Annotated in this window: 20 protein-coding genes, 1 tRNA gene and 1 pseudogene; 7 read left to right on the forward strand and 15 right to left on the reverse strand. The window is 62.5% G+C overall.

Annotated features, from left to right (window positions below; genetic code table 11):
• Positions 1 to 131: 131 nt before the first annotated feature.
• Positions 132 to 386: a helix-turn-helix transcriptional regulator gene (locus ACMGRF_RS17030; RefSeq protein ID WP_248858415.1), complete on the reverse strand. Its 255-nt coding sequence runs from the start codon at positions 384 to 386 to the stop codon at positions 132 to 134.
• 157 nt (positions 387 to 543) lie between these two features.
• Here ACMGRF_RS17030 and ACMGRF_RS17035 point away from each other — a divergent pair, with 157 nt between their 5' ends.
• Together ACMGRF_RS17035 and ACMGRF_RS17040 are read left to right on the forward strand one after the other, a co-directional pair.
• A complete protein-coding gene (locus ACMGRF_RS17035) occupies positions 544 to 783 on the forward strand; it encodes a hypothetical protein (protein WP_057501798.1) in 240 nt (79 codons plus the stop codon).
• 51 nt (positions 784 to 834) lie between these two features.
• Positions 835 to 927 (forward strand) — tRNA-Ile (locus ACMGRF_RS17040).
• Positions 928 to 1,855: 928 nt separating this feature from the next.
• Here the strand turns inward: ACMGRF_RS17040 and ACMGRF_RS17045 are convergent.
• Genes ACMGRF_RS17045 through ACMGRF_RS17055 form a run of 3 tightly spaced genes read right to left on the reverse strand, consistent with a single transcriptional unit; the run spans position 1,856 to position 6,378 of the window.
• The gene (locus ACMGRF_RS17045) at positions 1,856 to 3,640 is read right to left on the reverse strand and encodes a hypothetical protein (RefSeq protein ID WP_414485415.1); all 1,785 of its coding nucleotides are present in this window, start codon (positions 3,638 to 3,640) and stop codon (positions 1,856 to 1,858) included.
• A 3-nt stretch (positions 3,641 to 3,643) separates the two neighbouring features.
• Positions 3,644 to 5,260 carry a hypothetical protein gene (locus tag ACMGRF_RS17050; RefSeq protein ID WP_414485416.1) on the reverse strand — a complete coding sequence of 539 codons (1,617 nt, stop codon included), beginning with the start codon at positions 5,258 to 5,260 and terminating at the stop codon, positions 3,644 to 3,646.
• Positions 5,257 to 6,378 carry a tyrosine-type recombinase/integrase gene (locus ACMGRF_RS17055; RefSeq protein WP_414485417.1) on the reverse strand — a complete coding sequence of 374 codons (1,122 nt, stop codon included), beginning with the start codon at positions 6,376 to 6,378 and terminating at the stop codon, positions 5,257 to 5,259. Before ACMGRF_RS17055 ends, ACMGRF_RS17050 begins: the two co-directional genes overlap by 4 nt.
• 67 nt (positions 6,379 to 6,445) lie before the next feature.
• On the opposite strand from ACMGRF_RS17055, the pseudogene ACMGRF_RS17060 reads away from it, so the two are divergent.
• Positions 6,446 to 7,048 (forward strand): annotated as a pseudogene (locus ACMGRF_RS17060) (ATP-binding protein); the annotation flags it as partial.
• A gap of 25 nt (positions 7,049 to 7,073) precedes the next feature.
• Here ACMGRF_RS17060 and ACMGRF_RS17065 read toward each other — a convergent pair.
• The 3 genes from ACMGRF_RS17065 to ACMGRF_RS17075 all read right to left on the reverse strand — a co-directional run bounded on the left by ACMGRF_RS17065 (position 7,074) and on the right by ACMGRF_RS17075 (position 10,487).
• Positions 7,074 to 7,508: an NUDIX hydrolase gene (locus ACMGRF_RS17065; protein WP_099495333.1), complete on the reverse strand. Its 435-nt coding sequence runs from the start codon at positions 7,506 to 7,508 to the stop codon at positions 7,074 to 7,076.
• A 93-nt stretch (positions 7,509 to 7,601) separates the two neighbouring features.
• The gene (locus tag ACMGRF_RS17070) at positions 7,602 to 7,991 is read right to left on the reverse strand and encodes a hypothetical protein (RefSeq protein ID WP_164283168.1); all 390 of its coding nucleotides are present in this window, start codon (positions 7,989 to 7,991) and stop codon (positions 7,602 to 7,604) included.
• 177 nt (positions 7,992 to 8,168) lie between these two features.
• Positions 8,169 to 10,487 (reverse strand): TonB-dependent receptor, encoded by a 2,319-nt coding sequence (locus ACMGRF_RS17075; protein WP_414485418.1) that lies wholly within the window; start codon positions 10,485 to 10,487, stop codon positions 8,169 to 8,171.
• A gap of 297 nt (positions 10,488 to 10,784) precedes the next feature.
• Here ACMGRF_RS17075 and ACMGRF_RS17080 point away from each other — a divergent pair, with 297 nt between their 5' ends.
• Positions 10,785 to 11,318, forward strand: coding sequence for a hypothetical protein (locus ACMGRF_RS17080; protein WP_240458948.1), 534 nt, complete (start codon positions 10,785 to 10,787; stop codon positions 11,316 to 11,318).
• 15 nt (positions 11,319 to 11,333) lie between these two features.
• Here the strand turns inward: ACMGRF_RS17080 and yidA are convergent, their stop codons facing one another.
• Positions 11,334 to 12,167 (reverse strand): sugar-phosphatase, encoded by an 834-nt coding sequence (gene yidA, locus ACMGRF_RS17085; RefSeq protein WP_164283164.1) that lies wholly within the window; start codon positions 12,165 to 12,167, stop codon positions 11,334 to 11,336.
• Between the two features lie 149 nt (positions 12,168 to 12,316).
• Here yidA and ACMGRF_RS17090 point away from each other — a divergent pair, with 149 nt between their 5' ends.
• A complete protein-coding gene (locus tag ACMGRF_RS17090) occupies positions 12,317 to 12,979 on the forward strand; it encodes an exopolysaccharide biosynthesis protein (protein WP_134709241.1) in 663 nt (220 codons plus the stop codon).
• Positions 12,980 to 13,045: 66 nt separating this feature from the next.
• Here the strand turns inward: ACMGRF_RS17090 and ACMGRF_RS17095 are convergent, their stop codons facing one another.
• The 3 genes from ACMGRF_RS17095 to ACMGRF_RS17105 all read right to left on the reverse strand — a co-directional run bounded on the left by ACMGRF_RS17095 (position 13,046) and on the right by ACMGRF_RS17105 (position 15,308).
• On the reverse strand, positions 13,046 to 14,356 hold the full coding sequence (locus ACMGRF_RS17095; protein WP_111190755.1) for a PQQ-dependent sugar dehydrogenase: 1,311 nt from the start codon (positions 14,354 to 14,356) through the stop codon (positions 13,046 to 13,048).
• Positions 14,349 to 14,789: a DUF2231 domain-containing protein gene (locus ACMGRF_RS17100; protein WP_049417033.1), complete on the reverse strand. Its 441-nt coding sequence runs from the start codon at positions 14,787 to 14,789 to the stop codon at positions 14,349 to 14,351. Before ACMGRF_RS17100 ends, ACMGRF_RS17095 begins: the two co-directional genes overlap by 8 nt.
• Before the next feature lie 108 nt (positions 14,790 to 14,897).
• Positions 14,898 to 15,308: a hypothetical protein gene (locus ACMGRF_RS17105; protein ID WP_414485419.1), complete on the reverse strand. Its 411-nt coding sequence runs from the start codon at positions 15,306 to 15,308 to the stop codon at positions 14,898 to 14,900.
• Positions 15,309 to 15,560: 252 nt separating this feature from the next.
• Here ACMGRF_RS17105 and ACMGRF_RS17110 point away from each other — a divergent pair, with 252 nt between their 5' ends.
• Positions 15,561 to 17,327, forward strand: a complete 1,767-nt coding sequence (locus tag ACMGRF_RS17110; protein WP_180879561.1) for a S8 family serine peptidase — start codon at positions 15,561 to 15,563, stop codon at positions 17,325 to 17,327.
• Positions 17,327 to 17,902 (forward strand): DNA breaking-rejoining protein, encoded by a 576-nt coding sequence (locus tag ACMGRF_RS17115; protein WP_180879559.1) that lies wholly within the window; start codon positions 17,327 to 17,329, stop codon positions 17,900 to 17,902. Before ACMGRF_RS17110 ends, ACMGRF_RS17115 begins: the two co-directional genes overlap by 1 nt.
• 104 nt (positions 17,903 to 18,006) lie before the next feature.
• On the opposite strand, the gene ACMGRF_RS17120 is transcribed toward ACMGRF_RS17115, so the two are convergent.
• Genes ACMGRF_RS17120 through cyoB form a run of 4 tightly spaced genes read right to left on the reverse strand, consistent with a single transcriptional unit; the run spans position 18,007 to position 21,641 of the window.
• Entirely contained in the window at positions 18,007 to 18,687 is a 681-nt protein-coding gene (locus ACMGRF_RS17120; RefSeq protein ID WP_180879557.1) for an SCO family protein, read from the reverse strand.
• A gap of 11 nt (positions 18,688 to 18,698) precedes the next feature.
• Positions 18,699 to 19,031, reverse strand: a complete 333-nt coding sequence (gene cyoD, locus ACMGRF_RS17125; RefSeq protein ID WP_005411473.1) for a cytochrome o ubiquinol oxidase subunit IV — start codon at positions 19,029 to 19,031, stop codon at positions 18,699 to 18,701.
• A gap of 1 nt (position 19,032) precedes the next feature.
• Positions 19,033 to 19,668, reverse strand: a complete 636-nt coding sequence (gene cyoC, locus ACMGRF_RS17130; RefSeq protein WP_180879555.1) for a cytochrome o ubiquinol oxidase subunit III — start codon at positions 19,666 to 19,668, stop codon at positions 19,033 to 19,035.
• Positions 19,665 to 21,641: a cytochrome o ubiquinol oxidase subunit I gene (gene cyoB / locus ACMGRF_RS17135; RefSeq protein ID WP_180879553.1), complete on the reverse strand. Its 1,977-nt coding sequence runs from the start codon at positions 21,639 to 21,641 to the stop codon at positions 19,665 to 19,667. The genes cyoC and cyoB overlap by 4 nt, the downstream gene beginning before the upstream one ends.

Genomic DNA, 21,641 nt, shown 5'->3' on the forward strand with positions numbered 1-21,641 from the left:
ACGATCAAGCCTCTTCTGCATAAAAAAGCGGCTGTGCCCGGCGACCGGGTAATCCTTAAGCTCTCCGAACACAGTGATGTGATCCCATCTATCCTCGGATGCAACAGGTCAGGGGCAGAATTCCGTGATCATCAGACCGAATCGGACTGGAGATCGGTTAGGAGGGCAAATGCGTCTTCCTTAGAGATTTCGAGCACCCGGCATAGCTGAACAAATTCAATGATGTCGAGGCGGCGCGCTCCTGCTTCTACCGCCGACAGGGCCTGCTGGGACCAGCCCAGTGCCTTCGCGACCTCCGTCTGGCTTCTTGCAAGTGCCTCACGTCGTCGACGTAGGGCTTCGATCAGGCTTCTGTACTCGGCCTGGTAGATCGTTTTTCGGGCCATCGAACCATCGCCAAGCTTGGGCGACAGGTACGGTATGACTCACTCACCGATTACACGAAAATCATGTAGTATCAGGCGGACCCGTCCAGCTAACCCCGTATGCTTGGCCGGCTTTGCGCTTGGGTATTGGCCGCATCCCGCCGGATGAGGAGACAAGATGATCGAAGTGATCTTGAGTTGGTCCGTTCGTGAGGTCCGGGATGGCGTATCTGGTCCGGAGGTTCAGGCCGTGACCGACTTCCGACTGGGCGTGACGGAGCGCGACTCAGGCGCTGACGCATTTAGAGATAGCCTCCTACGACAGTTGTCGATCTATCTGGCCGAAACCGTCTTCCTGGATGTCGTCCGGGTTGCGGAGCTCAACCGGGATCTTCTCGCCGGTGATGGTGCCCTATGAATGAGATCTTCGCTTCATATCACCGAATACGGAGGCATCGTCCGTTGACATGCCCCTGTAGCTCAATAGGTAGAGCAGCGGTTTTATAACCCGTCAGCGCCAGATAAGCGGCTTGTGTCGGTTCGAGCCCGACCGGGGGCACCACCCATCGCACGGGCTTGTCGTCTCGACAACCTGTGCCAATCCCCTTGAGTGTCCCTCACTCAGCCGGAGCTAACCTCTATGCGAAGCATTGGAAGCCCGATCTCACTAGAGCATCTTGCAGTCGCGCGGCGAACGGACCTCGCCACCCGATGGCCGACTGCAACCCAAGTGGAGCGAGCTCTTAGCGACGGGCGAAGCGGCCAAGTGCCATTCGCTATGCGGTGGTTTCGTGAAGGAAGACTTCTGGCAGCCTATCTACCTGACTCGGGCGGCAGCTGGCACTTTCCACCTTGGCAGTTCGGTTGCGATGGCAAGCCGGTCCGATACCTCGCAGAGATCCTGGGATCGATTCGGCGCACCGGCCAGTTTCTCGACGCCAAGGGTCGAACCACTGGTTGGTCAGAGATTGAATGGTTTCTCTCCGGCCATGCCCTTCTGGATGGGCGATCGCCTGCAGAGCTGCTCGCAACAGTGCCCCACCAAGTCTTGAGGGCTGCGCTTACTGAATTCCAGTCAGAGAACTGACCAGGCATCGGCACAAAGGTCCTCAGAATGTGGCTACAGGCTTGCCGAACCTCATCCTCGCCCCTTCTTCATTCGGAGTCGCTCAACCGTTGACTGCGCAAAGGCCAGCTCCTCACGGGCATCATGCAGGGCCGCTGCCAGCTCACCACACAACGTGGTAAGAATCCCGACCTTCTCAACCTCGCGCCTGAGTCGCTCTCGAAGAAGATCGATCTTCAAGGCTACGTCCCTTTCGCGCTTTTGCGGGTCTGAGAGCTCAGCAATCTTTGCAACCACGCATTGATGGGACCGATAGACGGACTGTCTCGAGATCCCACAGCCTTCTGCGACCGATCTAACTGATGGCCTTTTGCCACCCGCCCTCCAAGCCGCCAGCTGCAGCTCGAACTCCGTCAAAAGACACTCACGGTTCATCACTTCCCCCAATGGCAGAGAGAATCTTCATTGCCTGTGCCAATCTCTCAGCGGCGATCCTCTTGGACTGCGCCGGCGTTCCTCGAAACCTGGCGAACTCTTCCAAGTCAGCAACGCGCCGCCTCCACCACTCGGCATGCCGAGGCGTCGCAGCGAAGTTCAAGCAGCTCGCACACGTAGTTGGAGTTCTATTCGCCTTGTTCGGCCCGTCTTCATTCCCCTCGCACTTTGATCGGCCTTGCCGGTAGAAGCAGTACCCCCAATCGCAAGGACCCAGAACAACTCCGGCGCCCAGCATTCGGAATACTTCCTTCTGGGTGCTCGCGCGCGACAATACAGCTTCGATCCTCTGCCTAGTCGCTTCCATCACTTCAGCAGGAATATTCGTATGTACCGAATTTGAGCGCGCAATATCCTCCATGGCCCTGATCACTTCTAAGCAGGATTCTTCGTTCAGCAGCTTGGTCAGCTCTGGGTCGCTGCCTACGTAGTAGGTATCAGTAATCTGCGCATCCAAGTGGCCGTACTGAAATGCAAGGGCACCGAGACTAGAGCGATCTCGCCTTGCAACGAATCGGGCTAAGAATCTCCGGGTTTTCCGAAAACTCAGGCGCTCCAGCGCCGCTCCTCCCTCAGGGCACGAAAGCAGAGCGAACTCTCTCACTCTGCATAGCAGCATCGAAGCCCATGCGACCTTGGATGGTGCGCGCGCCCGGCCACTTAGATACGGCTTTCTGCTCACCACTCGCGCTGCCAATAGCGCCTTAGTGCCGCTATTGGCGCGTCCTTCTGCCCCCAATAGCTCAATTGCCTCCACAGCAGCTTTGACCTCTGGGACGACTATCCAAGTGTGGGCACGCCCACTTTTGGCGAGAATTCCTTTGATGACCCAACTGCCGAACTCATCGTCACCCTCTTTCTCAACACACCCGACACATAGTCGCTGCAACTCAGACGTTCGCATAACCGAAAGAAGCGCGATCACCGCGATAGCAGCTCCGATCACCGTCCCAATCATCCGCTCTTCGCTCAAAAACGTGCGTTCTCCAAGCCTCTTCATGGCCTCAGAGCTAAAGTTGGGCCGATCCCCTACCCACTCTGAGTGCCAATGACGACATCCACGTCTGGCACTCCTGGTGGCCCTGGGTCCGGCGAACTTGCTGACGAGCCTAAGTACTTCCGGTGCGTCCTCCTGTACCACGACCAGTGCGTCCCTCAGCACCCTTAGAATCAGATCCTCGCCGAGAGCGTCAGTTCTGGCCTCATTCCCAGCCATCCTAATTCTCTTGCGCGATCGCTGCGCGACCGCAGAGCAGGCGGCACGCACCTCGGCAGAACAGTCAGTATGTCCTCTTAGAAAATCCTCCACGTTCGTAGACCGACAGGCCTCCGCCCGCGGCGTGATGCGCCTTCCCTTCTGAAATCCGACAACCTTGCGCCCCCAATACTCAATCAGCTCAGAATCAATTTCTTTGGGCGACGCAGCGCCTTGTTCTTTACACCAGACAGCGAAAGACTTGATGGCGTAGAACCGCTCTCTCAACGTCAGTGGGATAGTTGACGCCCGTGGAACCAACCCCAGAAGAGTTTTGGCAAAGTAGTCCTTCGCGGAAGACCTCCAAGCGGAGGGAAGCTTAAGGAAGTCTAAGCAGACCCTATGATAGGACTCACCAAGAACGTAGTGACGGAGCTCCCAGCAGCCATCTTCATACCGAACACCAAATTTGGCGAGATCGAAAGCAACCTTCTCGGGCGCAGATCGGACCCTCTTCATAGATCACTCCATACTCAGCTGCGGGATCTTCAGCGCAAGCGGCCTCGCTACTTCAAGAACCTTTGCGGGAACCCTTTCCAGTAATGCCAGCAGAACCTGGTGTGTTGCTTCATAAGCTGCCAGATAGCGTGCCCGGACATCGACTGATTTAGCTGCTTCCTTCTTCATTCGCTCCAGCGAACTCAGTGCCGCGAGCATCCTGGACACATGCTTCGGGCTGTCAATCACGACAACGCTATTGGGACATGTTGCGCACTGCAGGTACTGGAGACACTCCTTCCCCACAATTGACTGCGGCGCGACCCCAGACGCCGGGTCAGAGCACTGCAATCCCGTCACAGTTTCATAGCGCCGCGCCGCTGGACGCCTAGCCTCTTTCAGAACCTTGCCAATGAACGTCGCAACTTTCCTTCGAGCTTGCGACGAGGGAGGATGCTGACTCAGATACCGCTGCGTTGTCCTAGGATCGCTGTGCTGCATCTTCCTCTGTATGGACTCAATCCCAACACCGGATGTGCTCAGAGCTTCTGCGCCAGACGCGCGAATGTCGACGAAGTTGAAGTCCGGAAGATCATACTCCTTAATGAATTCGGCTAGCGCTTCGTGCCAACACTGGGCAACGGGTGTCCTTGCTTCCGACCCAAACGGGCTGATGAACAAGCGCGTTGCAAAGTCACCAGCAATGGGGCGTAAAGCGCGCGTCCTTAGGGTGATATCTTCTACCAGAGCAGGAACTGAGTAACGGCCATCTGCACTCACGTCTAGCACCTGCTGCCGCCCGGCCCTGTACTTGTCCCATATGACACGCCTTTTCAACGGGTCAACCGGGTGCGCTTCAACACAGTCCACAGAGATCTCCATTGCCGACTGAGGATTAGCGAGTGTCTGGCACATCAGACAAATGAGATATGGGATGAGATCGCGTGCGTCCAAGACGGCGTATCGACGAACCTCCCTATATCGGCAACTGTGCTGAATCAAGCCGCTCTTTGTCAGCCTATGCTTGGCTAGCACTCCTCGCTGCAACCCCCTATGGATGCCCACCAATGTGGCGACGTCACGGTCAGAGAGTTCCTCACATTCACCCGTTCTGATCGCGGTCTCGCCAACTGCTAATCGTCGACGCACCCGATCAATGCCCCTCTTACTAGCTGACAAGATCATAGAGAGGTCGCTGACAGACAGCCTGATACTACGTATAGACTTCGCCTCTCGCGTCAGTCCGCAAGGACCAGAATCAACATTCATCCATACAATTGTGTTTGCGGTGTCGTTAAGCGACAGCCATCTGTAGATTGCTGCGATGAAGTTGTAGTGAGAGATGGCCGTTGACTGGCGAACTTTATTAGCCATATCGCGGAGGAAGTCCTTGATGACTGATTGAGACTTCATCGCCGTATCCGGGCTATGCCGAGTCGTCAAGTATCTGCAGTACTTTCTTACCGAAGCCCAAGCTTGCTTCCTGCTTTCGGACCTGTAGGTCGCCGTCAATGCCTCGAACGACTTTGCTAGATGCAATGCGTTCGTAGGCTTGAGGCCCAACAAACTGAAGTCGTATGAGTCCACGTCACGCCCCGGGATGTCGCTCACAAACCTGATGACGAGGGTGCCATTCTTCATTCAAGGCTCTCCTGAACTTCGATCAGCGCTCGCAGCACTCCGAGGTCCATCGCTTTAACGGTCTCCAGGTACAGTTCTGTCGTCGCAGGACTGGAGTGACCAAGAATGTGCTGCAAAACTTTGGTCGGATTTATCCCGACACCATTCGCCGCGCATCGCTCGAGTGCAGCGTTCATCTGAGCGGCAAAGGTATGACGTGCAGAGTGAGGTGACGCGTTTATGCCAGCCAGCATTGCGGCACGTCGAAATGCGCTGTAGTAGGAGCTTGAAGTAGCAGGCATCCCCTTTTCATTGACGAAGAGGTGATCCGTTTCTATTCGCGTCCTCGACAGAAGCCTCGGCCTAACCGTTTCAACGTAGTCCCAAGTCGCACTCATTAGAGCTCTGGTAACAGGGACATCTAGCGGCTTCCCTCCCTTTACTATCAGCCTTATGTAGGCAATTTCTGCGACTTCTTCAGGGAGTTGCGCGATAGTCAAATTTGCAACGTTGGTCCGCCTAAGTCCCGTGGCGACGCACCACTTGAACATCAGCGAGTAGGGAAGCTTCAGTCCAGCATGGATCCGCTGAGCATCTTGGGCGGAGAGCGCCTTCGGAGCCTTCTTGTAGGCTTTGGCGGCTGCCACTTTCGATGCCGCATGCAGAAACCTATCAATCGGATATCGGTCGATTTCTTCCGAGGGATGATGGAGGCGCCATCTGGTCCAATCCGCCAGGAAGGCATAGAAGTCCCTGACAATTGCAGTTCTTAGATTGACTGTAGCGTTTGAGGCAGGATGCCGTCGCCCGATTCCCTGTGCCATGGACCTCCTGAAATCACTCAGCGCCACTGGAGGTGGCCTAGTCCAGTCCACTTCCTGAGCCTCAAGGTACTGTAACCAGTCCTTCAATCCTTCGGCATAGGTCTGGAGCGTCCTCCGACGATCCCGAGCACTATCAATCCGGTACTTCTCCAACAGATAGCAAAAGCAGGCCCAATTTAGCTTTCCCTCACCATCGATGAGCAATGGAAAGCCTTCAGGAAGCCTGCTTGCTATGTTGGTCCCCAGTTGGGTGCCGCCAGGAAGAAGCCGACTGAACAGGCTGGGATCACGCGCCTTCATTATCAGCAGAAGCATAGGATGACCTCCCGAGTGGAGTCCCTCGGATACAGTGTAGCCGCGTGACATGACACAGGATTACCTAATTCCAGAATGGAACCGCAGCGCGCTGGAGACCCTGCGCGAGCCGCTGGAATCCGGCCACATCCGCATCGCCCGCGCGGCACGCAGCGTGCAATATCCGGCGCGCTTCCAGCTGGTGGCGGCGATGAATCCCTGCCCCTGCGGCTGGGCCGGTGACCGCAGCAACCGCTGCCTGTGCAGCGACGAGCGTATCAACCGTTACCGTGCGCGGGTGTCTGGTCCGTTGCTGGACCGTATCGACCTGCACATCAGTGTGGCGCGCATGGACGCAGTGGAGTTGCGGGAGAGCACGCCGCTGGGGGAGCCCAGTGCTGCGGTACGTGCACGGGTGGAAGCCGCCCATGCCAAGCAGCAGGTGCGTGGCGGGCTCAACGCGCATCTGCCGCCGGCGGCACTGCGGGCCTGTACCCGACTGAGCGAGGCAGATCAGGACATGCTGGAACAGGCCATCGAGCGCCTGCAGCTGTCGGCGCGGGCGATGCACCGGATTCTGCGGGTGGCGCGCACGATTGCCGATCTGGCGGGTTGCGAAACGATCCAGACGGCGCATCTGGCCGAGGCCATTGGCTACCGGCAGTTGGACCGCGGGAAGGCGAGCACGTAATCGCAGCGTGCAGAATCAGGCCGCGTCATGCGGGCACACGTTCAAAAAGATCCGGCAGCCATTCCGGCTTGAACAGGGAAGCAGGCTGTTCTCTCATCTCTTCTACGCGCCACCATTTCCACGCCCTGATCGTGGCATTTTCCTCCTCCGTCCATCCGTCACGCTGGATGTCGGGCTGGTTGGGGCTGCGGGCCAGAAAATACTCTTCCAGCCATCGCGCGGGCGTTGATCGGGCGACCGCGTAGACGGCATCGCGCTTTTCCAGCCGCACGCCTATCGGCAGATCCAATCCGGTCTCCTCCCTGAGCTCACGCCGTGCGGCGTCCGCATATCCCTCCCCGGGCAGAAGCTCCCCACCCGGTGTAGCCCAGAAGGGAGCGTGGTGTTCATCGTGATACCGGAACAGCAACACCGCATCCTCAGCAACGATCACAAGGCGTGCAGATCGTCTGATTTCCATCGTTTCCCGTCCTTACCGGCCCGCCCCAGAATAGGCCAAAAGCAGGCGGACCGAGAGAAAGCCATCAACGCGTGTCGATTCCTGGCCAGTGATTCACTTTCCCGGCGTGGGCGCTTGTCGCCGGACGGCAACGGACGCCATGCGGCGGCTGACAAGGCCGAAGAGGTCCCGCAGTTCGGCTGCGCGCTCGGGCGTGCTGTTGCTGCCGAAAAGCACACGCGCCAGCGCGGCTTCACGGGTGTCATGCGGGAACCGCAGGCGGTCCCGGTACACCTTCTGGCACACCAGCCAGGCCCGGCGCAGCCCGCCGCCGGGCAGCGGGCGGACCACGCGTTCGTAGACCTGCCAGAACTGGTATTCGCCCTGCAAGTCGATCGCCGGCGCCACGGAAAGCGCCGGCCGGGGCCGTCGTGGGCCGCCGATGCCGAACAATCTGGTTGGCGGGGTGTGCTGTGCCATGCCAACAGCATGACCCAGCAACATTGTGGGAACCTTGCGTCGCCGCCAGAAAATCCCTGTTGATTGCGCAAGGCGGGCTTCCGGGCGGGTTTTGGGGTCAGAGCCCTTTGCCGTGCAAAGGGATCTGACCCCCGATCACGGGATGGCTGCGGGGTCGGATCCCTTTGCGCAGCAAAGGGCTCTGACCCCACCCTCATCGCCTCAGAACGCCATCGAGGTACTGAACATCAGTTGCCGTGGCGCGCTGCGCTGCAGCGTCTGGTAATCCCCCGAGAATGACGAGCCGGCGATGGTGGCGGTGCCGATGTTGTGGCGGTTGAGCAGGTTGCTCACGTCCAGCCGCAGCTCCAGGCCGGGCACGGCGCTGTCGGCACCGAAGCGGTAGGCGGCATAGGTGTTGACCTGCCAGAAGGTCGGTACGCGGATGTCGTTCTCGTAGGTGAAAGGTTGGCGCAGGTAAGAGGTGCTGGTGGCACCGAAGCGCCAGTCACCGAAGTGGGCGGACAGGTCGCTGACCAACGAGATCTGCGGGTAGCCCGGCTGCGCGTTGCCCTTTATCGGGTACACCGTGTCGCCCACCACGAAATCGCTGTCGTAGTACGAACGGGCCACGGCCACGCCCTGGTAGAACTGCAGGTGGTCGCTCAGGTCGGCGGTGATGCCGAGGTCGGCGCCGATCACGTGCATCTTCGGCATCAGCCGCACGGTGTTGATCTGCGCGAACTGGGTACCGATGGCGGCCGACAGCAAGCGGTTGCGGATGTCGTTGTAGAACACATCGCCGGTGATCGTCAGCCGGTCGAAACGATGCGATGCGCCCACGGTGAGGTTCCAGTTCTTCTCCGGCCGCAGCGTACCCGCCACGCGGTCAAACTCCTCCTGGTCGGTGATGGTCCACGCTGAGGCGGTGTAGCCGATGTTGCCGCGCTGGGCGACGCGGTAGCCGTTCATGGTGTTGGCCAGGTCGATGAAGGCATCGGTGGATCCGGTCGGGCTCCAGAACAGCGAGACATGCGGCAGGAAGTTGCTTTTCGCGCGCAGCGTGCCGTTCACCGGCCGGTCCTTGGCATCACCGAGGCCGCCGCCGCGGGTGCGGAAGTCCACGGCCTTGAAGCCAAGGCCCAGCTTCAGCGTGTCGTTCAGCACGATGTCGTCCTGCAGGTAGAACTGGCGCGAGCGGGTCACCCAGCTCGATGCGTTGTCGGTCTTGAACGCGGGGCCGTACACATCGAACGGACCAGTGGCCTTCAGCGGCGGGCCCTCGCCCAGCAGTGGCTGCTGGTACCACTCGGTCTTGGCCGCGGCCTTGCTCTTCTCCTGCCAGAAACCGGCAGTGAAGGTTTGCGCGCCGGTCTCGAACTGCAGGTTGACCATGCCACCCAGCCGATTCACACGCGGCGTCTGCACCTGTTCGGAGAACGGCGCGCCGTTGGGCGACGGTACGGTCGGGTCGGTCAGCGTGGCTTGGGTGTGGCTGTTGGCGTTGTACAGCTGCACGTTGCCGCTCAGCGCGGGGCTGATCTGCAAGCGATGGTTCACCGAGGACACGCGGTCGCGCGTGATCTGGCCGGTGTCGTACGGAATCAGTTCGGACAGCTCACCGCAGGTGTATGCACCACAGGACTTGTCGGCGTTCTCCGGCGAGGCCACGTACCAGGCCCACGCATAGTCCGGATAGAAGCTGTCGGCCTTCCAGCCCAGCTTGCGGATCATGTCGAAGGAGATGTTGTTGTAGCCCCAGACCTTGGCCTTGCTGTCGGACAGGAATACGGTGACATCGCCCCAGGCGACATCCTGCTGCAGCTTCAGGTCGCCGCGCAGAAAGTGTTGGGTGCCGCCACCCTGGTACTTGTCGGCGGACACGCGCTGCAGGTCGACCAGCACTTTCGGGCCCTGCTCGCCGAGCTGGCCGCTCTGCCCGGACACGGTGGTGACCAACGTGTTGTTGCTGCCCACGCCCTGCTTCACGCGCAGGCTGGGCGTGTCCTGCAGCTCGCGCAGGCGGTATTCCAGGCTGCCGCCATTGACGCTGCTGGAGAACACGCTGGCCGGTGCGCCACCGGGGCTCACCGTGATCGCACCGATGCCGTCGGGCACGCCCACGTTCACCACGCTGGTGCCGGTGAGCGACAGGAAGCCGTTGTCGTTCAGCGGCACGCCCTCGAAGGTAATGCCCATTTCATTCATGCGGAAGCCGCGCACGAACAGGCTGGTCGCCGAGATATCCAGGCCCAACCCGTCGGTGGCGGTGTAGCTGGCGCCCGGCACCTGCTTGAGCATGGCCAGGCCGTTGTTGCCGGTGACCATCGCGTCGAGGTCTTCTGCCTTGATGATGTAGCGGTTGGGGCCGACCACCTGGGTCGGTGCCACCGCCGCACCGCGCGGCGTGGCAATGACCTGCAGGGCGTTGAGCGTGGTGGGCGTGTCGTGCGCGGCATCGTGCATTTCTGCGGCGTACGCAGGTGCGGTGATGGCCGCGATGATGGCCAGGGCGAGGCGCGTCGTGGGTGGGGTGTTCATGTGCAGATCCAGGTGCAGGGAGAGAGCGGCGCAGGCGCACGCCCAGCGCGTTGCAGCACCGGTGTCGGCGCCCTGGCTGGCGGTGCGATCGCGTTGAGGGGGTGACGGCGCGCTGCGCGCCGGTCAGCAGACGAAGACGATCATCTGCCGTGGGGTTCGGTGGGGTGATTTCGACGTGCGAAATTCTTGCATCGCACTGCCGCATCCGCCATTGCACCGTGGTACAGCGCGGCTATACGCAGGTATCGTCCTGTCCGGTATCTTCAGATACCCGATTCCAGATTGGCAGGAGCCTTGATGACCCGCTGGACCACCTGGAAAGCAATAGCCAGCGTTGGCATGATGTTGCTTTCGTGCATGGAAACTGCGCTATCGCACGACAGAGTTGAAGTGCGTTCCCCACAGCTTCTGGATGCCCTGATCGACGCGCTCGTCACCACGCCGTCGCCGATCAGCCCGGCCCAGTTGCATGAGCTGGGCATCATCGCGCCGTTTTCATTTGAGAAGGATGCAGGACCGCGCATCTACCGGTCACAGCCGATGCTGACCGCCGATGGCTTTGCCATCGATAACGTGGAGTATCGCGTTATACGCGGCGAGGACGATGAAATCCGCCTTCTGTTCGTCACGTTCGTGGATACGCCATGCTTCCCACTGGAGCGGTTGGCTAAGCGTTACACCCTGCAGCCATTCATCTATCCACCCAGCCATGGTGCGCCATTGATCGCGCGGAACCACGAGCAGCACCATTCGCTCACCGTAGGAGCGCAGGAGATCATCGTCCGCAGCCAGCGCGATGCTCCGCACTGCGTGCTGGGCCTGAGGCGCTGAGCGCCGCTTGGCGCCTCAACGCAATACGTAGGCCTCAATGGCGTGCGCCACGCCGTCATCAGCATTGCTGCTGGTCTCAAACCGCGCCACTGCCTTCACCGCGTCGATGGCATTGCCCATCGCCACGCTGGTGCCGGCGTACTGCAGCATGGTCAGGTCGTTCTCCTGGTCACCGATGGCCATCACGTTGGCGCGGTCGATGCCCAGGTGCTCGGCCAGCTTCTGCAGGCTCGGGCCCTTGCCGGCGCGGTGGTCGAACACTTCGAGGAAGAACGGCGCACTCTTCAGCACCGCGAAACGTTCGGTCAGCGCGCTGGGCAGGCGCGCGATGGCGGCATCCAGCACGTCAGGCGCGTCGATCATCATCAGCTTGATGAAGGACATCGACGGGTCCATGTCCTCCACGCGGCGATACGACAGCGGCATCCGCGAGAGATGCGAGTCGGCCACGGTGTAGTAGCTGATGTCCTGGTTGGGCGTGTACATGCGCTGGCTGTCCAGCGCCTGGAAGTGCACGCCCAGGTCGCGGGCGACCTGCTCGCAGAACAGGAAATCGTCGAAGCTGAGCGGATACTCGACCACGGTTTCGCGGGTGCCGATGCGCTGCACCAGGCCGCCATTGCAGGCGATGCAGTAGTCGTCGTTGCCGTTGATGCCGAGCTCGTGCAGGTACGGCGCCAGGCCCGGAACCGGGCGGCCACTGGTCAGCACGATGTGCACGCCCAGTGCGCGCGCCTGTGCGATGGCCTTCCTGGCGCGGGGGGTGAGCTGGTGCGACGGGTCCAGCAGGGTGCCATCCATGTCGATGGCGACCAGTTCGATGGTCGATTGCCTGCGGCCCATGTCCATTGCGTTCAACTCGTGCGGGGCACGCCAGTTTACCCCCTCATGCCCGGTTCACCTCTTTGCTCACGTTGGCCGGGATACTTCAGGGGCCTGTGCGTCCCCCACCGCAGGACGGCCCGTTGACCGCCCTTCCCTGAAGAACCTTGCGACGCATGACCTACCGTGCCCCCGAAACCGACGACAGCGCGCCCCTGGCCCAGCAGATCAAGCAGATGATCGACGAACTGCCCGGCGACCAGGTGCGCGTCGGCACCCTGCTCAGCGCGCTGGGCGATGAGGGCCTGTTGCTGATCGTGATCCTGCTCTCGGCCATCTTCATCATCCCGGTGTCGATTCCCGGGCTGAGCACCGTATTCGGGGCCTCGATCCTGCTGATCGGCCTGAGCCGGGTGCGCAACCGCCCGCTATGGGTGCCACAGAAGCTGGCGCGCCGCGAGATCGCCACCGACAAGCTGAAGGCCAACCTCGGCCGTGCGCTGAAATGGGTGCACCGCATGGAGCGGCTTTCGCGGCCGATGCGGCTGGCGGTGATGGTGCGCTCGAAGAAGATGATGCGCCTGAACAACCTGATGCTGGTGTTCGCGACCCTGCTGCTGATGGCCCCGGCCGGGCCGATCCCGTTCAGCAACACGCTGCCGGCATTGGCGCTGATGTCGTTTGCGATTGGTTTCATTCAGCGCGATGGCGCGGCGGTGGCGGCCGGGTACGGCTTCGTGGTGGCCACGGTGGTGTACTTCGGCGTGCTGCTGGGCGGCGTGGGGTTCGCCGCCGAATCGGTGTTCAGTGGTTTCCGCAGCAGTACCGCGGAACTGTAGAGCCGAGCCCACGCTCGGCTGCTCTTCGTTCAGTGCACGGAGACCCGCGCGCTGCGCGCTACAGAATTACTTGGCCGACACCCGCCACACCACGTCGCCCACGTCGTCGGCCACCAGCAGCGCGCCCTCGGCATCCATCGCCATGCCGACCGGTGCGCCCATCAGGGTCTTCTCGTCCTTCGAGGCGAAGCCGCTGACCACGGTCTGCGGCCGTCCCGTCGGCTTGCCGTCCTTGAACGGTACGTAGACCACTTCGTAGCCACTCAGTGGCGAGCGGTCCCAGCTGCCGTGCTCGCCGATGAAGGCGCCGCCGTGGTACTGCGCCGGCAGTGCCTGGCCGGTGTAGAACAACAGGCCCAGCGGTGCCACGTGTGAGCCGATGGCATAGTCCGGCACGATCGCCTTGGCCACCAGGTCCGGCCGCTGCGGCTGCACGCGCTCGTCCACGTGCTGGCCGTAGTAGCTGTAGGGCCAGCCGTAGAAGCCATCTTCCTTCACCGAGGTGAGGTAATCCGGTACCAGGTCGGCACCGATCTCATCACGCTCGTTGGCCACTGCCCACAGCTGGCCCGTGCTCGGCTCCCAGTCCAGCCCGGTCGGGTTGCGGATGCCCGACGCAAAGATGCGGCTGCCACGGGTGGCCACGTCCACCTCCAGCACCACCGCACGGCGGTATTCAACGGCCAGGCCGTTCTCGGTGATGTTGCTGTTGGAGCCGACGCCCACGTACAGCTTGCTGCCATCGCGGCTGGCCAGCAGTTCCTTGGTCCAGTGGTGGTTGATGGTGCTGGGCAGGTCGGTGAACTCGCGGCCCTTGTCGGACATGCGGGTTTCGCCTGGCACGTAGTGGTACTGCATGATGTTGCCGGTGTTGGCCACGTACAGCGTGTCACCGATCAGCTGGATGCCGAACGGCGAGTGCAGGCCTTCGATGTAGACGTGCTGGGTCCAGGTGTTGGTGCCTGGCGAGCGGCGCAGCAGGGTGACCCGGTTGCCGCCCTTGCCGGCCTTGCCGGAGCGCGCCTTCACCTTGCCGGCGATCCACTGCTTGGGTGTGGTGACCGGCTCTTCGCCGGGGCCATTGCCTTCCACTACCAGTACATCGCCGTTGGGCAGGGTCAGCAGCCGGCGCGGGTGCTGCAGGTTGGCGGCGATGCGCTCGATCTTCAGGCCTTCGGCCACCGTGGGGGTCTGGCCGTCGGCCCAGCCCACGCCCTTGGGCACCTGCATCGGCGGCATCAGGAAGTTGGCCGGCTTGGGCAGTGGCGGCTGCGGTCCCGACTGGTCGGCCGGGTGGTATTCGGCCTTGCCGGCGCAGGCCGACAGGGTGGCGGCCACTGCCAAGGCGGCCACGGTGTGCAGGATGTGCTTAGCCATGACGACCTCCCTGCAGCACCGGCGGCTGCGATGACAACAGGATCAGGCCCAGGGCGATCAGGGCCACGGTCAGCGCCGACAGGATCGTGCCCGGCACGGCAACGGCATACGCATCGCGGCTGTGCACGAAGGCGTTCCAGATGGCCAGCACCACCGCGACCAGGTTGAGGAAGAAGTCGATGCGGTCGATACGGGTAGCCGTGCCGTTGCGGCGCCAGACCGCGAACAGGTTGATCAGGCGCGGAATGACGGCGATCAGCAGGCCGAAGGTGATCAGCCAGGCGGCGGCCTTGCCCCACATCACCTCGGCGCTGTTGAGGTAGATCGCGTCGAAGATCAGGGCACCGACGAAGAAGCCGAAGGGTATCGGGTTCAACAGACTAAACAGCGTGGTGCCGAGGCCGCGATGGGCCTGGGCGAGCGGATTGACCATCATCGTGCTCCGTGCGGAAGGGTGCACGGGCTGTAGTAGCACAGCGTGATGTGAGGGCGCGCGATGATGCCCCGGCGGGGCTGCCACATCCGCCGGGAGGGCACCGGGCTACGCGGGTTCGTCCTCGCGCACCTCGTGGAAGGGCAGCATCGTCTCGAAGCGAAATTCGTGTTCCATGCTGGTGCGGACCAGGCCGCCGATGGCGTAACGGCTGGTGTTGGCATGCACGTCTATGCCACCGGGCCGCCACTCAGTGCGCAGATGCAGCGTCTCTGCGCGGCGCATGACGATCCGTTCCTCCTGCAGCAGTGCGCGACGGTGTTTCTTCATCAGCAGGCGCAGCGGTTTCACCGTGGTGATGCCGAATGCTGCCAGCTCGGGCAGCAACTCGGCGATATCGGCATCGTCGCCGTAGTCGTGGCTGCGCGTATGCACGGACAGCACCACCTTGCGGATGGCGGCAACCGAGAGCGGGGTCTGGTCCGCGCGCGCACGGCCGCGCTTCCGTTCGTTCTTCATGTGTGTGGTCATCTGCACGTAGTTCTCCCTGTCTCCCACAACTCAGATTCAACCGCGCGAAGACCGCGTGAAGATGCTTGTGCGCACTGTCATAACCAGACGTACTAAGCGTTTGTGACGCAATTGGCACATCTGCAGATTGCTTGTGTGAAGAGGTAGGGGGTTCTCCGTTGTGTCGCGTTTGGCTCGTTGCGATGGGGCAGTTCCGCCCCGCCGTCCTGCCATGCCGATTCACAACAGAAGGATTCGTGTATGAAGCGACACACGCAACGCTCCGCGCCACCGCGCTCCGCGCGCCTGGCCCTCGCCACTGCCCTGGTGCTGGGCAGCCTGGCCGTCACCGCCCAGGCCCAACAGGCCGATCCACTGGCGGCGATACAGTGGCACCTGCTCAACACCGGTCAGACGGTCCCGGCCGACACGCTGCCGGTAGCCGGCAACGACCTGAACGTCGATGGCCTGTTCCGCAATGGCATCCGTGGCCAGGGCGTCACCATCGCCATCGTCGATGACGGCCTGCAGATCGCGCATCCGGACCTGGCGGCCAACGTGGCCGCTGTAGCCGGCAAGAACTTCACCAATGGCTCGAACAACCCCACCCCGTCCAACCCGGATGTCGACAACCACGGCACCATGGTCGGCGGCATTGCGGGCGCGGTGGGCGCCAACAACCTGGGCGTCCGCGGTGTGGCTCCGGCGGCGACGTTGAAGGGCTTCAACCCGATTTCGCGCTCGGCCCTGGGCAACCAGCAGAGCAACATCGAGTACGCCTGGTGGGACGGCGCGGAATCGGCCGACGTGCAGGTGTTCAACAACAGCTGGGGCGCCGGCCCGGGCAATCCGAACCTGCCGTTGGCGTACAGCGAAAACACGATTCGTTCGTACGAGCAGGCACTGTCGGGCACGCGCGGTGGCCGCGGCGGCATCTACGTGAAGTCGGCCGGCAACAACTTCAACAATGCCTCGATCAGCCAGACCCAGGATGTCTGCACCACCGACACCAAGAACCGCAACACCGGCTGCGTGCCGGCCGGACGCGATCCGCGCAACAACCTGTTCAACGTGATCACCGTAGGCGCGGTGCGTGCCGATGGCGTGCGCTCGTCCTACTCCTCCACCGGCTCGGCGCTGTGGGTCTCGGCCTTTGGCGGTGAGTACGGCCTGCAGGCGCAGTATGCACCGGGCCTGGTAGCACGCGCGTACGACCCGGCCATCGTCACCACCGACGTGACCGGATGCGCGAAGGGCAGCAACAAGAACACCAACCGCCAGAACACGCTGGACAGCAACCTGTCGGCCATCGACAGCACCTGCAACTACACCGCCAAGATGAACGGCACCTCGGCATCGGCGCCGATGGTCTCGGGTGTGGCGGCACTGGTGCTGGAAGCCAATCCGAACCTGTCCTATCGCGATGTGAAGTACATCCTGGCCACCACCGCCACCCGCAACCACCCGAACCAGCCGGCGGTGACGCTGGCCGACGGCCGCACGCTGGTGCCGGGCTGGACGGTGAATGCTGCCGGCCGTGCCTACAGCAATTGGTATGGCTTCGGCGTGGTCAACGCTGCACGCGCGGTGCAGGTGGCCGAGAACTTCCAGTCGCTCGGTGCGCTGGTCGATAGCGGCTGGCGCAACACCACGCGTACCGTGGCCATTGGCAACACCTCGGCCGCCGCCGCACGCCTGACCTTCCAGCTGGCCAACGGCGCGCGCAACATCGAGAGCGTGCAGCTGGGCTTCCGGGTCAACCACCGCAACACGCGCCAGCTGCAGTTCGTGCTGGTGTCGCCCAGCGGCACCCGCAGCGTGGTGCAGCCGGCGTTCACCGCGATCGGTTCGGGCACGGGTGGCGCGCAGAGCAACTTCACCAGCTGGGACCTGCTGTCCAGCAATGCCTTCCTGGATGAGAATGCCACGGGCACCTGGACGCTGGAAGTGACCGACATGGGGCAGGCCGCGACCGCTGCATCGCGTGGCAACCTCGAATTCTTCAAGATCCGCGTTCTGGGGCACTGATGATGAAGACGACCATTCTGTTGAGCACGCTCGCCTTCGCGGCGATGACCTCCCCTGCCTGGGCACAGAGCTCGGGGCAGACCCCTCCGGCCAGGACCCTGTCGACCGTGGATGCGCAGGAACTGAAGGCGTCCGCTACCGGCCGCTCGTTCGACGTGGGCGGCACACGTTTCCAGCTGTCGCCCTCGGCAACGGTAAAGCAGGCCAGCGGCGGTCAGTTCACCATCACCCCGCAGGCGGCGACCACCAGCTCGCGTACGAAGCGTTCGCTGGATGGCGCCGCGGCCGCGCCTGCTGATGCCGGTGCCGGCAAGTTCGCGGCGGCCGTCTCCCGTGACGGAGCGCCGGTGGTGGCGACCTCCCGGGTCAAGGTGTTCTTCACCGATGCAGCATCGGCCCAGCGTGCGGCTACCGCCACCGGCGGCACCGTGGTGAAGGTGTCGAAGGCTTCGGGCCAGGCCATCGTGGAGTACCCGTCGGTGAACGCGGCGCTGGATGCGACCACCAAGCTGCTGTCCACCGCCGGTATCCGCGCCACCGAGCCGGACGTGGTGCAGTGGGAAGAGACCAAGTAAGGCGTTGAGTGGTGCCCCTGGCCGGTTGGCTCTCCTGGCCGGCCGGGGGATGGGTGTGGGGGTGCGTCGACCAACGGTCGGCACCCGCCGCGGTGGAGGTGACGTCAGCGCGCGGCGAGTGTGTCGCTGTGCTTGAGGTGGCAACTGGCCAGTGCGTCGTTGCCGGCGGCTGGGTGGCCGGGCTCGAGCAGCAGGCGCTGCACGTCCGAGAACAGCTTTTCCACCGGCATGCCGTACGGCGCGAACAGGCGCAGGCGGCCCTGGCGGTCGAACACGTAGCCACCGGCGATGTGGCTCATCGTGTAGGTATCCGGTACCTGGCCGGGCTCCTTCTCGTAGAACGCCTTGAAGTCGCTGGCCATCGCCGCCAGCTGCGCTTCGTTGCCGACCAGCGCGATCGCCTTGGGGTCAAAGGCTTCCACATAGGTGCGGGCGACTTCGGGCGTGTCGCGGGCCGTGTCGACGCTGACGAACACCACCTGCAGCTGATCGGCATCCTTGCCCATCAGGTGCTTGACCTGGCTCAGCTCGACCATCGTGGTCGGGCACACGTCCGGGCAGCTGGTGAAACCAAAGAACAGATAGGTCACCTGCCCCTGCAGGTCCTTCGGGCCGCGCACGGCGCCGTGGCTGTCGGGCATCGACCACTGCTGGCCGAGCTCCTCGCAGGCGATGTCCTTCGAATAGAAGTCCATGCGCGACTGCGCGCTGCAGCCGACCAGCAGGCCGAGCAGCAGGCCTACGGCCAGCCGCAGGCCACGATGGGGGAACGCAATGCCTTTCACGGTTCGCAGGCTCAGTTGATCATCATGTGGTAGTGCATGCTCCAGATGATCCACACCGACAACGCGACGATGATGAACAGGATCACCAGGGTGAACACGAAGCTGGCCAGGTTCCAGCCGCCTTCGGACTTGCGGTCCATGTGCAGGAAATAGACCAGCTGCACCAGGATCTGCGCCACTGCGAAGCCGACCAACAGGAACAGCGTGAGCGGCCGCGACAGCACCGGGTTCATCACCAGTGCGAACGGCACCACGGTCAGCAGCGCGCACAGCACGAAGCCGATCAGGTAGGACTTGGTGGAACCGTGCGCATTGCCGGCGCGCGAAGTTTCGACGTGGGCCATGTCAGAAGGCTCCGATCAGGTAGACGAAGGTGAAGACGCAGATCCACACCAGGTCCAGGAAGTGCCAGAACAGGCTCAGGCACGACACGCGGGTGATGTTGGTCGGGGTCAGGCCACGGCGGTAGACCTGGTGCATGACCACCACCATCCAGATCAGGCCGCTGGCCACGTGCAGGCCGTGGGTGGCGACCAGCGCGAAGAATGCCGACAGGTAGGCACTGGTGCTGGGGCCTGCGCCTTCGTGGATCAGGTGCGAGAACTCGTAGATTTCCATGCCGATGAACGAGGCACCGAGCACGAAGGTCACGCCCAGCCAGCGCAGCACCGCCGAGGCATCGTGGCGATGCATCGCCAGTACGGCCTGGCCGTAGGTGATGCTGGAGACCAGCAGCAGGAAGGTCTCGGCCATCACGAACGGCAGCGAGAACAGGTCCTTGCCGGTGGGGCCACCGGCGTAGGCGGTGCTGAGCACCGCGTACGAGGCGAACAGCGAACCGAACAGCACCAGGTCGGACATGAGGTAGACCCACATGCCGAAGACCTTCATGCCGCCCTGCTCGTGGCCATGGTCGTGTTCGTGGTGGTCCTCGTGCGCCTGCGTGTCGCTGGCCAGCTCGGGGCGGGTCAACAGGTTCATGCGCGTACCTCCTTCAGCTTGGCAAGGTTGGCCGCTTCGGTGCGCGCCACCTCTTCGGAACTGACGTAGTAGTCCACGTCCTCGTCGTAGGACCGCACGATCAGGGTCACGATCATCGCGATGAAGCTGGCTGCGGCCATCCACCAGATGTGCCAGACCAGGGCGAAGCACAGCACCAGGATCCAGATGTTGAGGATCAGCGGCACGCCGGTGTTCTTCGGCATGTGGATCGGTGCGTACTTCTTGGGCGGCGGCGGCAGGCCGCGCTTCTTCGCTTCGTGGAAGGCATCCAGCTCATCGGCCTTGGGCACCACGGCGAAGTTGTAGAACGGCGGCGGCGACGGCGTGGCCCATTCCAGCGTACGTGCGTTCCACGGGTCGCCGGTCAGGTCCAGATTGCGCTTGCGGTCACGCACGCTTACGTAGATCTGCACCAGCATCAGGATGATGCCCGCGAACACGAACAGTGCACCGATGAAGGCAGCGATCAGGTACGGCGTCCACGCCGGGTTGTCGTACTGGTTCATGCGGCGGGTCATGCCCATGAAGCCGAGCATGTACAGCGGCATGAAGGCCAGGTAGAAGCCGATCACCCAGCACGCGAACGACCACTTTCCCAGGCGCTCGTTGAGGGTGAAGCCGAACACCTTCGGGAACCAGTAGGCGAAGCCGGCCAGGTAGCCGAACAGCGCGCCGCCGATGATGGTGTTGTGGAAGTGCGCGACCAGGAACAGGCTGTTGTGCAGCAGGAAGTCCGCGCCCGGGATGGCCAGCAGCACGCCGGTCATGCCACCGATGGTGAAGGTGACCAGGAAGGCGATGGTCCACAGCATCGGTACGCTGAACTCGACGCGGCCGCCGTACATGGTGAACAGCCAGGTAAAGATCTTCACGCCGGTGGGAATGGCGATGATCATCGTCATGATGCCGAAGAAGGCATTGACGCTGGCGCCGGAACCCATGGTGAAGAAGTGGTGCAGCCAGACGATGAACGACAGGATGCCGATCGCCAGCGTCGCGCCCACCATCGACTTGTAGCCGAACAGCTTCTTGCGCGCGAACGTGGCGGTCACTTCAGAGAAGATGCCGAACGCCGGCAGCACCAGGATGTACACCTCCGGATGGCCCCAGGCCCACACCAGGTTCACGTACATCATCGGGTTGCCGCCCAACGTGTTGGTGTAGAAGTTGAAGTCCAGGTAGCGGTCCAGGGTGAGCGCACCCAGTGCCACGGTCAGGATCGGGAAGGCGGCGATGATGATCACGCTGGTGACCAGCACGGTCCAGGTGAACACCGGCATCTTCATCAGGGTCATGCCCGGCGCACGCATGCGCAGGATGGTGATGAACAGGTTGACGCCGGTCAGCAGCGTGCCGATGCCCGAAGCCTGCAATGCCCAGATGTAGTAGTCGACACCCACGCCTGGACTGAACTCGATGCCCGACAGCGGCGGATAGGCGACCCAACCGGTCATGGCGAATTCGCCAACGCCCAGCGAGATCATCATCAGCGCGGCGCCGACCACGAAGATCCAGAAGCTGAAGGCGTTGAGGAACGGGAACGCCATGTCGCGCGCGCCGATCTGCAGCGGCACGATGATGTTCATCAGGCCGACCACGAACGGGGTGGCCACGAAGAAGATCATGATCACGCCGTGTGCGGTGAAAATCTGGTCGTAGTGCTCCGGTGGCAGGAAGCCGTCACTGCCCGGCCCGGCCGCCGCCAGCTGCGCGCGCATCATCAGCGCATCGGCAAAGCCACGCACCAGCATGACCAGCGCCACCACCACATACATGATGCCGATCTTCTTGTGGTCCACGGTGGTGAACCAGTCACGCCAGAGCGGGCCCCACAGCTTGAAGTGCGTCACCGCACCCAGCAGCGCAAGGCCACCCAGCACCATGGCCGCCAATGTGACCACGACGATCGGCTCGTGCAACGGCACGGCCTCCCACGTCAATTTACCCAACAT

The organism is Stenotrophomonas sp. EMP41, from assembly GCF_047495535.1.
In the GTDB taxonomy this organism is placed as follows: Bacteria; Pseudomonadota; Gammaproteobacteria; order Xanthomonadales; family Xanthomonadaceae; genus Stenotrophomonas; species Stenotrophomonas sepilia.

Bases quoted from the DNA above. Each gene is read 5' to 3' on its own strand.
- ACMGRF_RS17030 (WP_248858415.1), bottom strand. From the start codon at position 386: ATGGCCCGAAAAACGATCTACCAGGCCGAGTACAGAAGCCTGATCGAA.
- ACMGRF_RS17035 (WP_057501798.1), top strand. From the start codon at position 544: ATGATCGAAGTGATCTTGAGTTGGTCCGTTCGTGAGGTCCGGGATGGC.
- ACMGRF_RS17045 (WP_414485415.1), bottom strand. From the start codon at position 3,640: ATGAAGAGGGTCCGATCTGCGCCCGAGAAGGTTGCTTTCGATCTCGCC.
- ACMGRF_RS17050 (WP_414485416.1), bottom strand. From the start codon at position 5,260: ATGAAGAATGGCACCCTCGTCATCAGGTTTGTGAGCGACATCCCGGGG.
- ACMGRF_RS17055 (WP_414485417.1), bottom strand. From the start codon at position 6,378: ATGCTTCTGCTGATAATGAAGGCGCGTGATCCCAGCCTGTTCAGTCGG.
- ACMGRF_RS17065 (WP_099495333.1), bottom strand. From the start codon at position 7,508: ATGGAAATCAGACGATCTGCACGCCTTGTGATCGTTGCTGAGGATGCG.
- ACMGRF_RS17070 (WP_164283168.1), bottom strand. From the start codon at position 7,991: ATGTTGCTGGGTCATGCTGTTGGCATGGCACAGCACACCCCGCCAACC.
- ACMGRF_RS17075 (WP_414485418.1), bottom strand. From the start codon at position 10,487: ATGAACACCCCACCCACGACGCGCCTCGCCCTGGCCATCATCGCGGCC.
- ACMGRF_RS17080 (WP_240458948.1), top strand. From the start codon at position 10,785: ATGACCCGCTGGACCACCTGGAAAGCAATAGCCAGCGTTGGCATGATG.
- yidA (WP_164283164.1), bottom strand. From the start codon at position 12,167: ATGGACATGGGCCGCAGGCAATCGACCATCGAACTGGTCGCCATCGAC.
- ACMGRF_RS17090 (WP_134709241.1), top strand. From the start codon at position 12,317: ATGACCTACCGTGCCCCCGAAACCGACGACAGCGCGCCCCTGGCCCAG.
- ACMGRF_RS17095 (WP_111190755.1), bottom strand. From the start codon at position 14,356: ATGGCTAAGCACATCCTGCACACCGTGGCCGCCTTGGCAGTGGCCGCC.
- ACMGRF_RS17100 (WP_049417033.1), bottom strand. From the start codon at position 14,789: ATGGTCAATCCGCTCGCCCAGGCCCATCGCGGCCTCGGCACCACGCTG.
- ACMGRF_RS17105 (WP_414485419.1), bottom strand. From the start codon at position 15,308: ATGAAGAACGAACGGAAGCGCGGCCGTGCGCGCGCGGACCAGACCCCG.
- ACMGRF_RS17110 (WP_180879561.1), top strand. From the start codon at position 15,561: ATGAAGCGACACACGCAACGCTCCGCGCCACCGCGCTCCGCGCGCCTG.
- ACMGRF_RS17115 (WP_180879559.1), top strand. From the start codon at position 17,327: ATGATGAAGACGACCATTCTGTTGAGCACGCTCGCCTTCGCGGCGATG.
- cyoD (WP_005411473.1), bottom strand. From the start codon at position 19,031: ATGGCCCACGTCGAAACTTCGCGCGCCGGCAATGCGCACGGTTCCACC.
- cyoC (WP_180879555.1), bottom strand. From the start codon at position 19,668: ATGAACCTGTTGACCCGCCCCGAGCTGGCCAGCGACACGCAGGCGCAC.
- cyoB (WP_180879553.1), bottom strand. From the start codon at position 21,641: ATGTTGGGTAAATTGACGTGGGAGGCCGTGCCGTTGCACGAGCCGATC.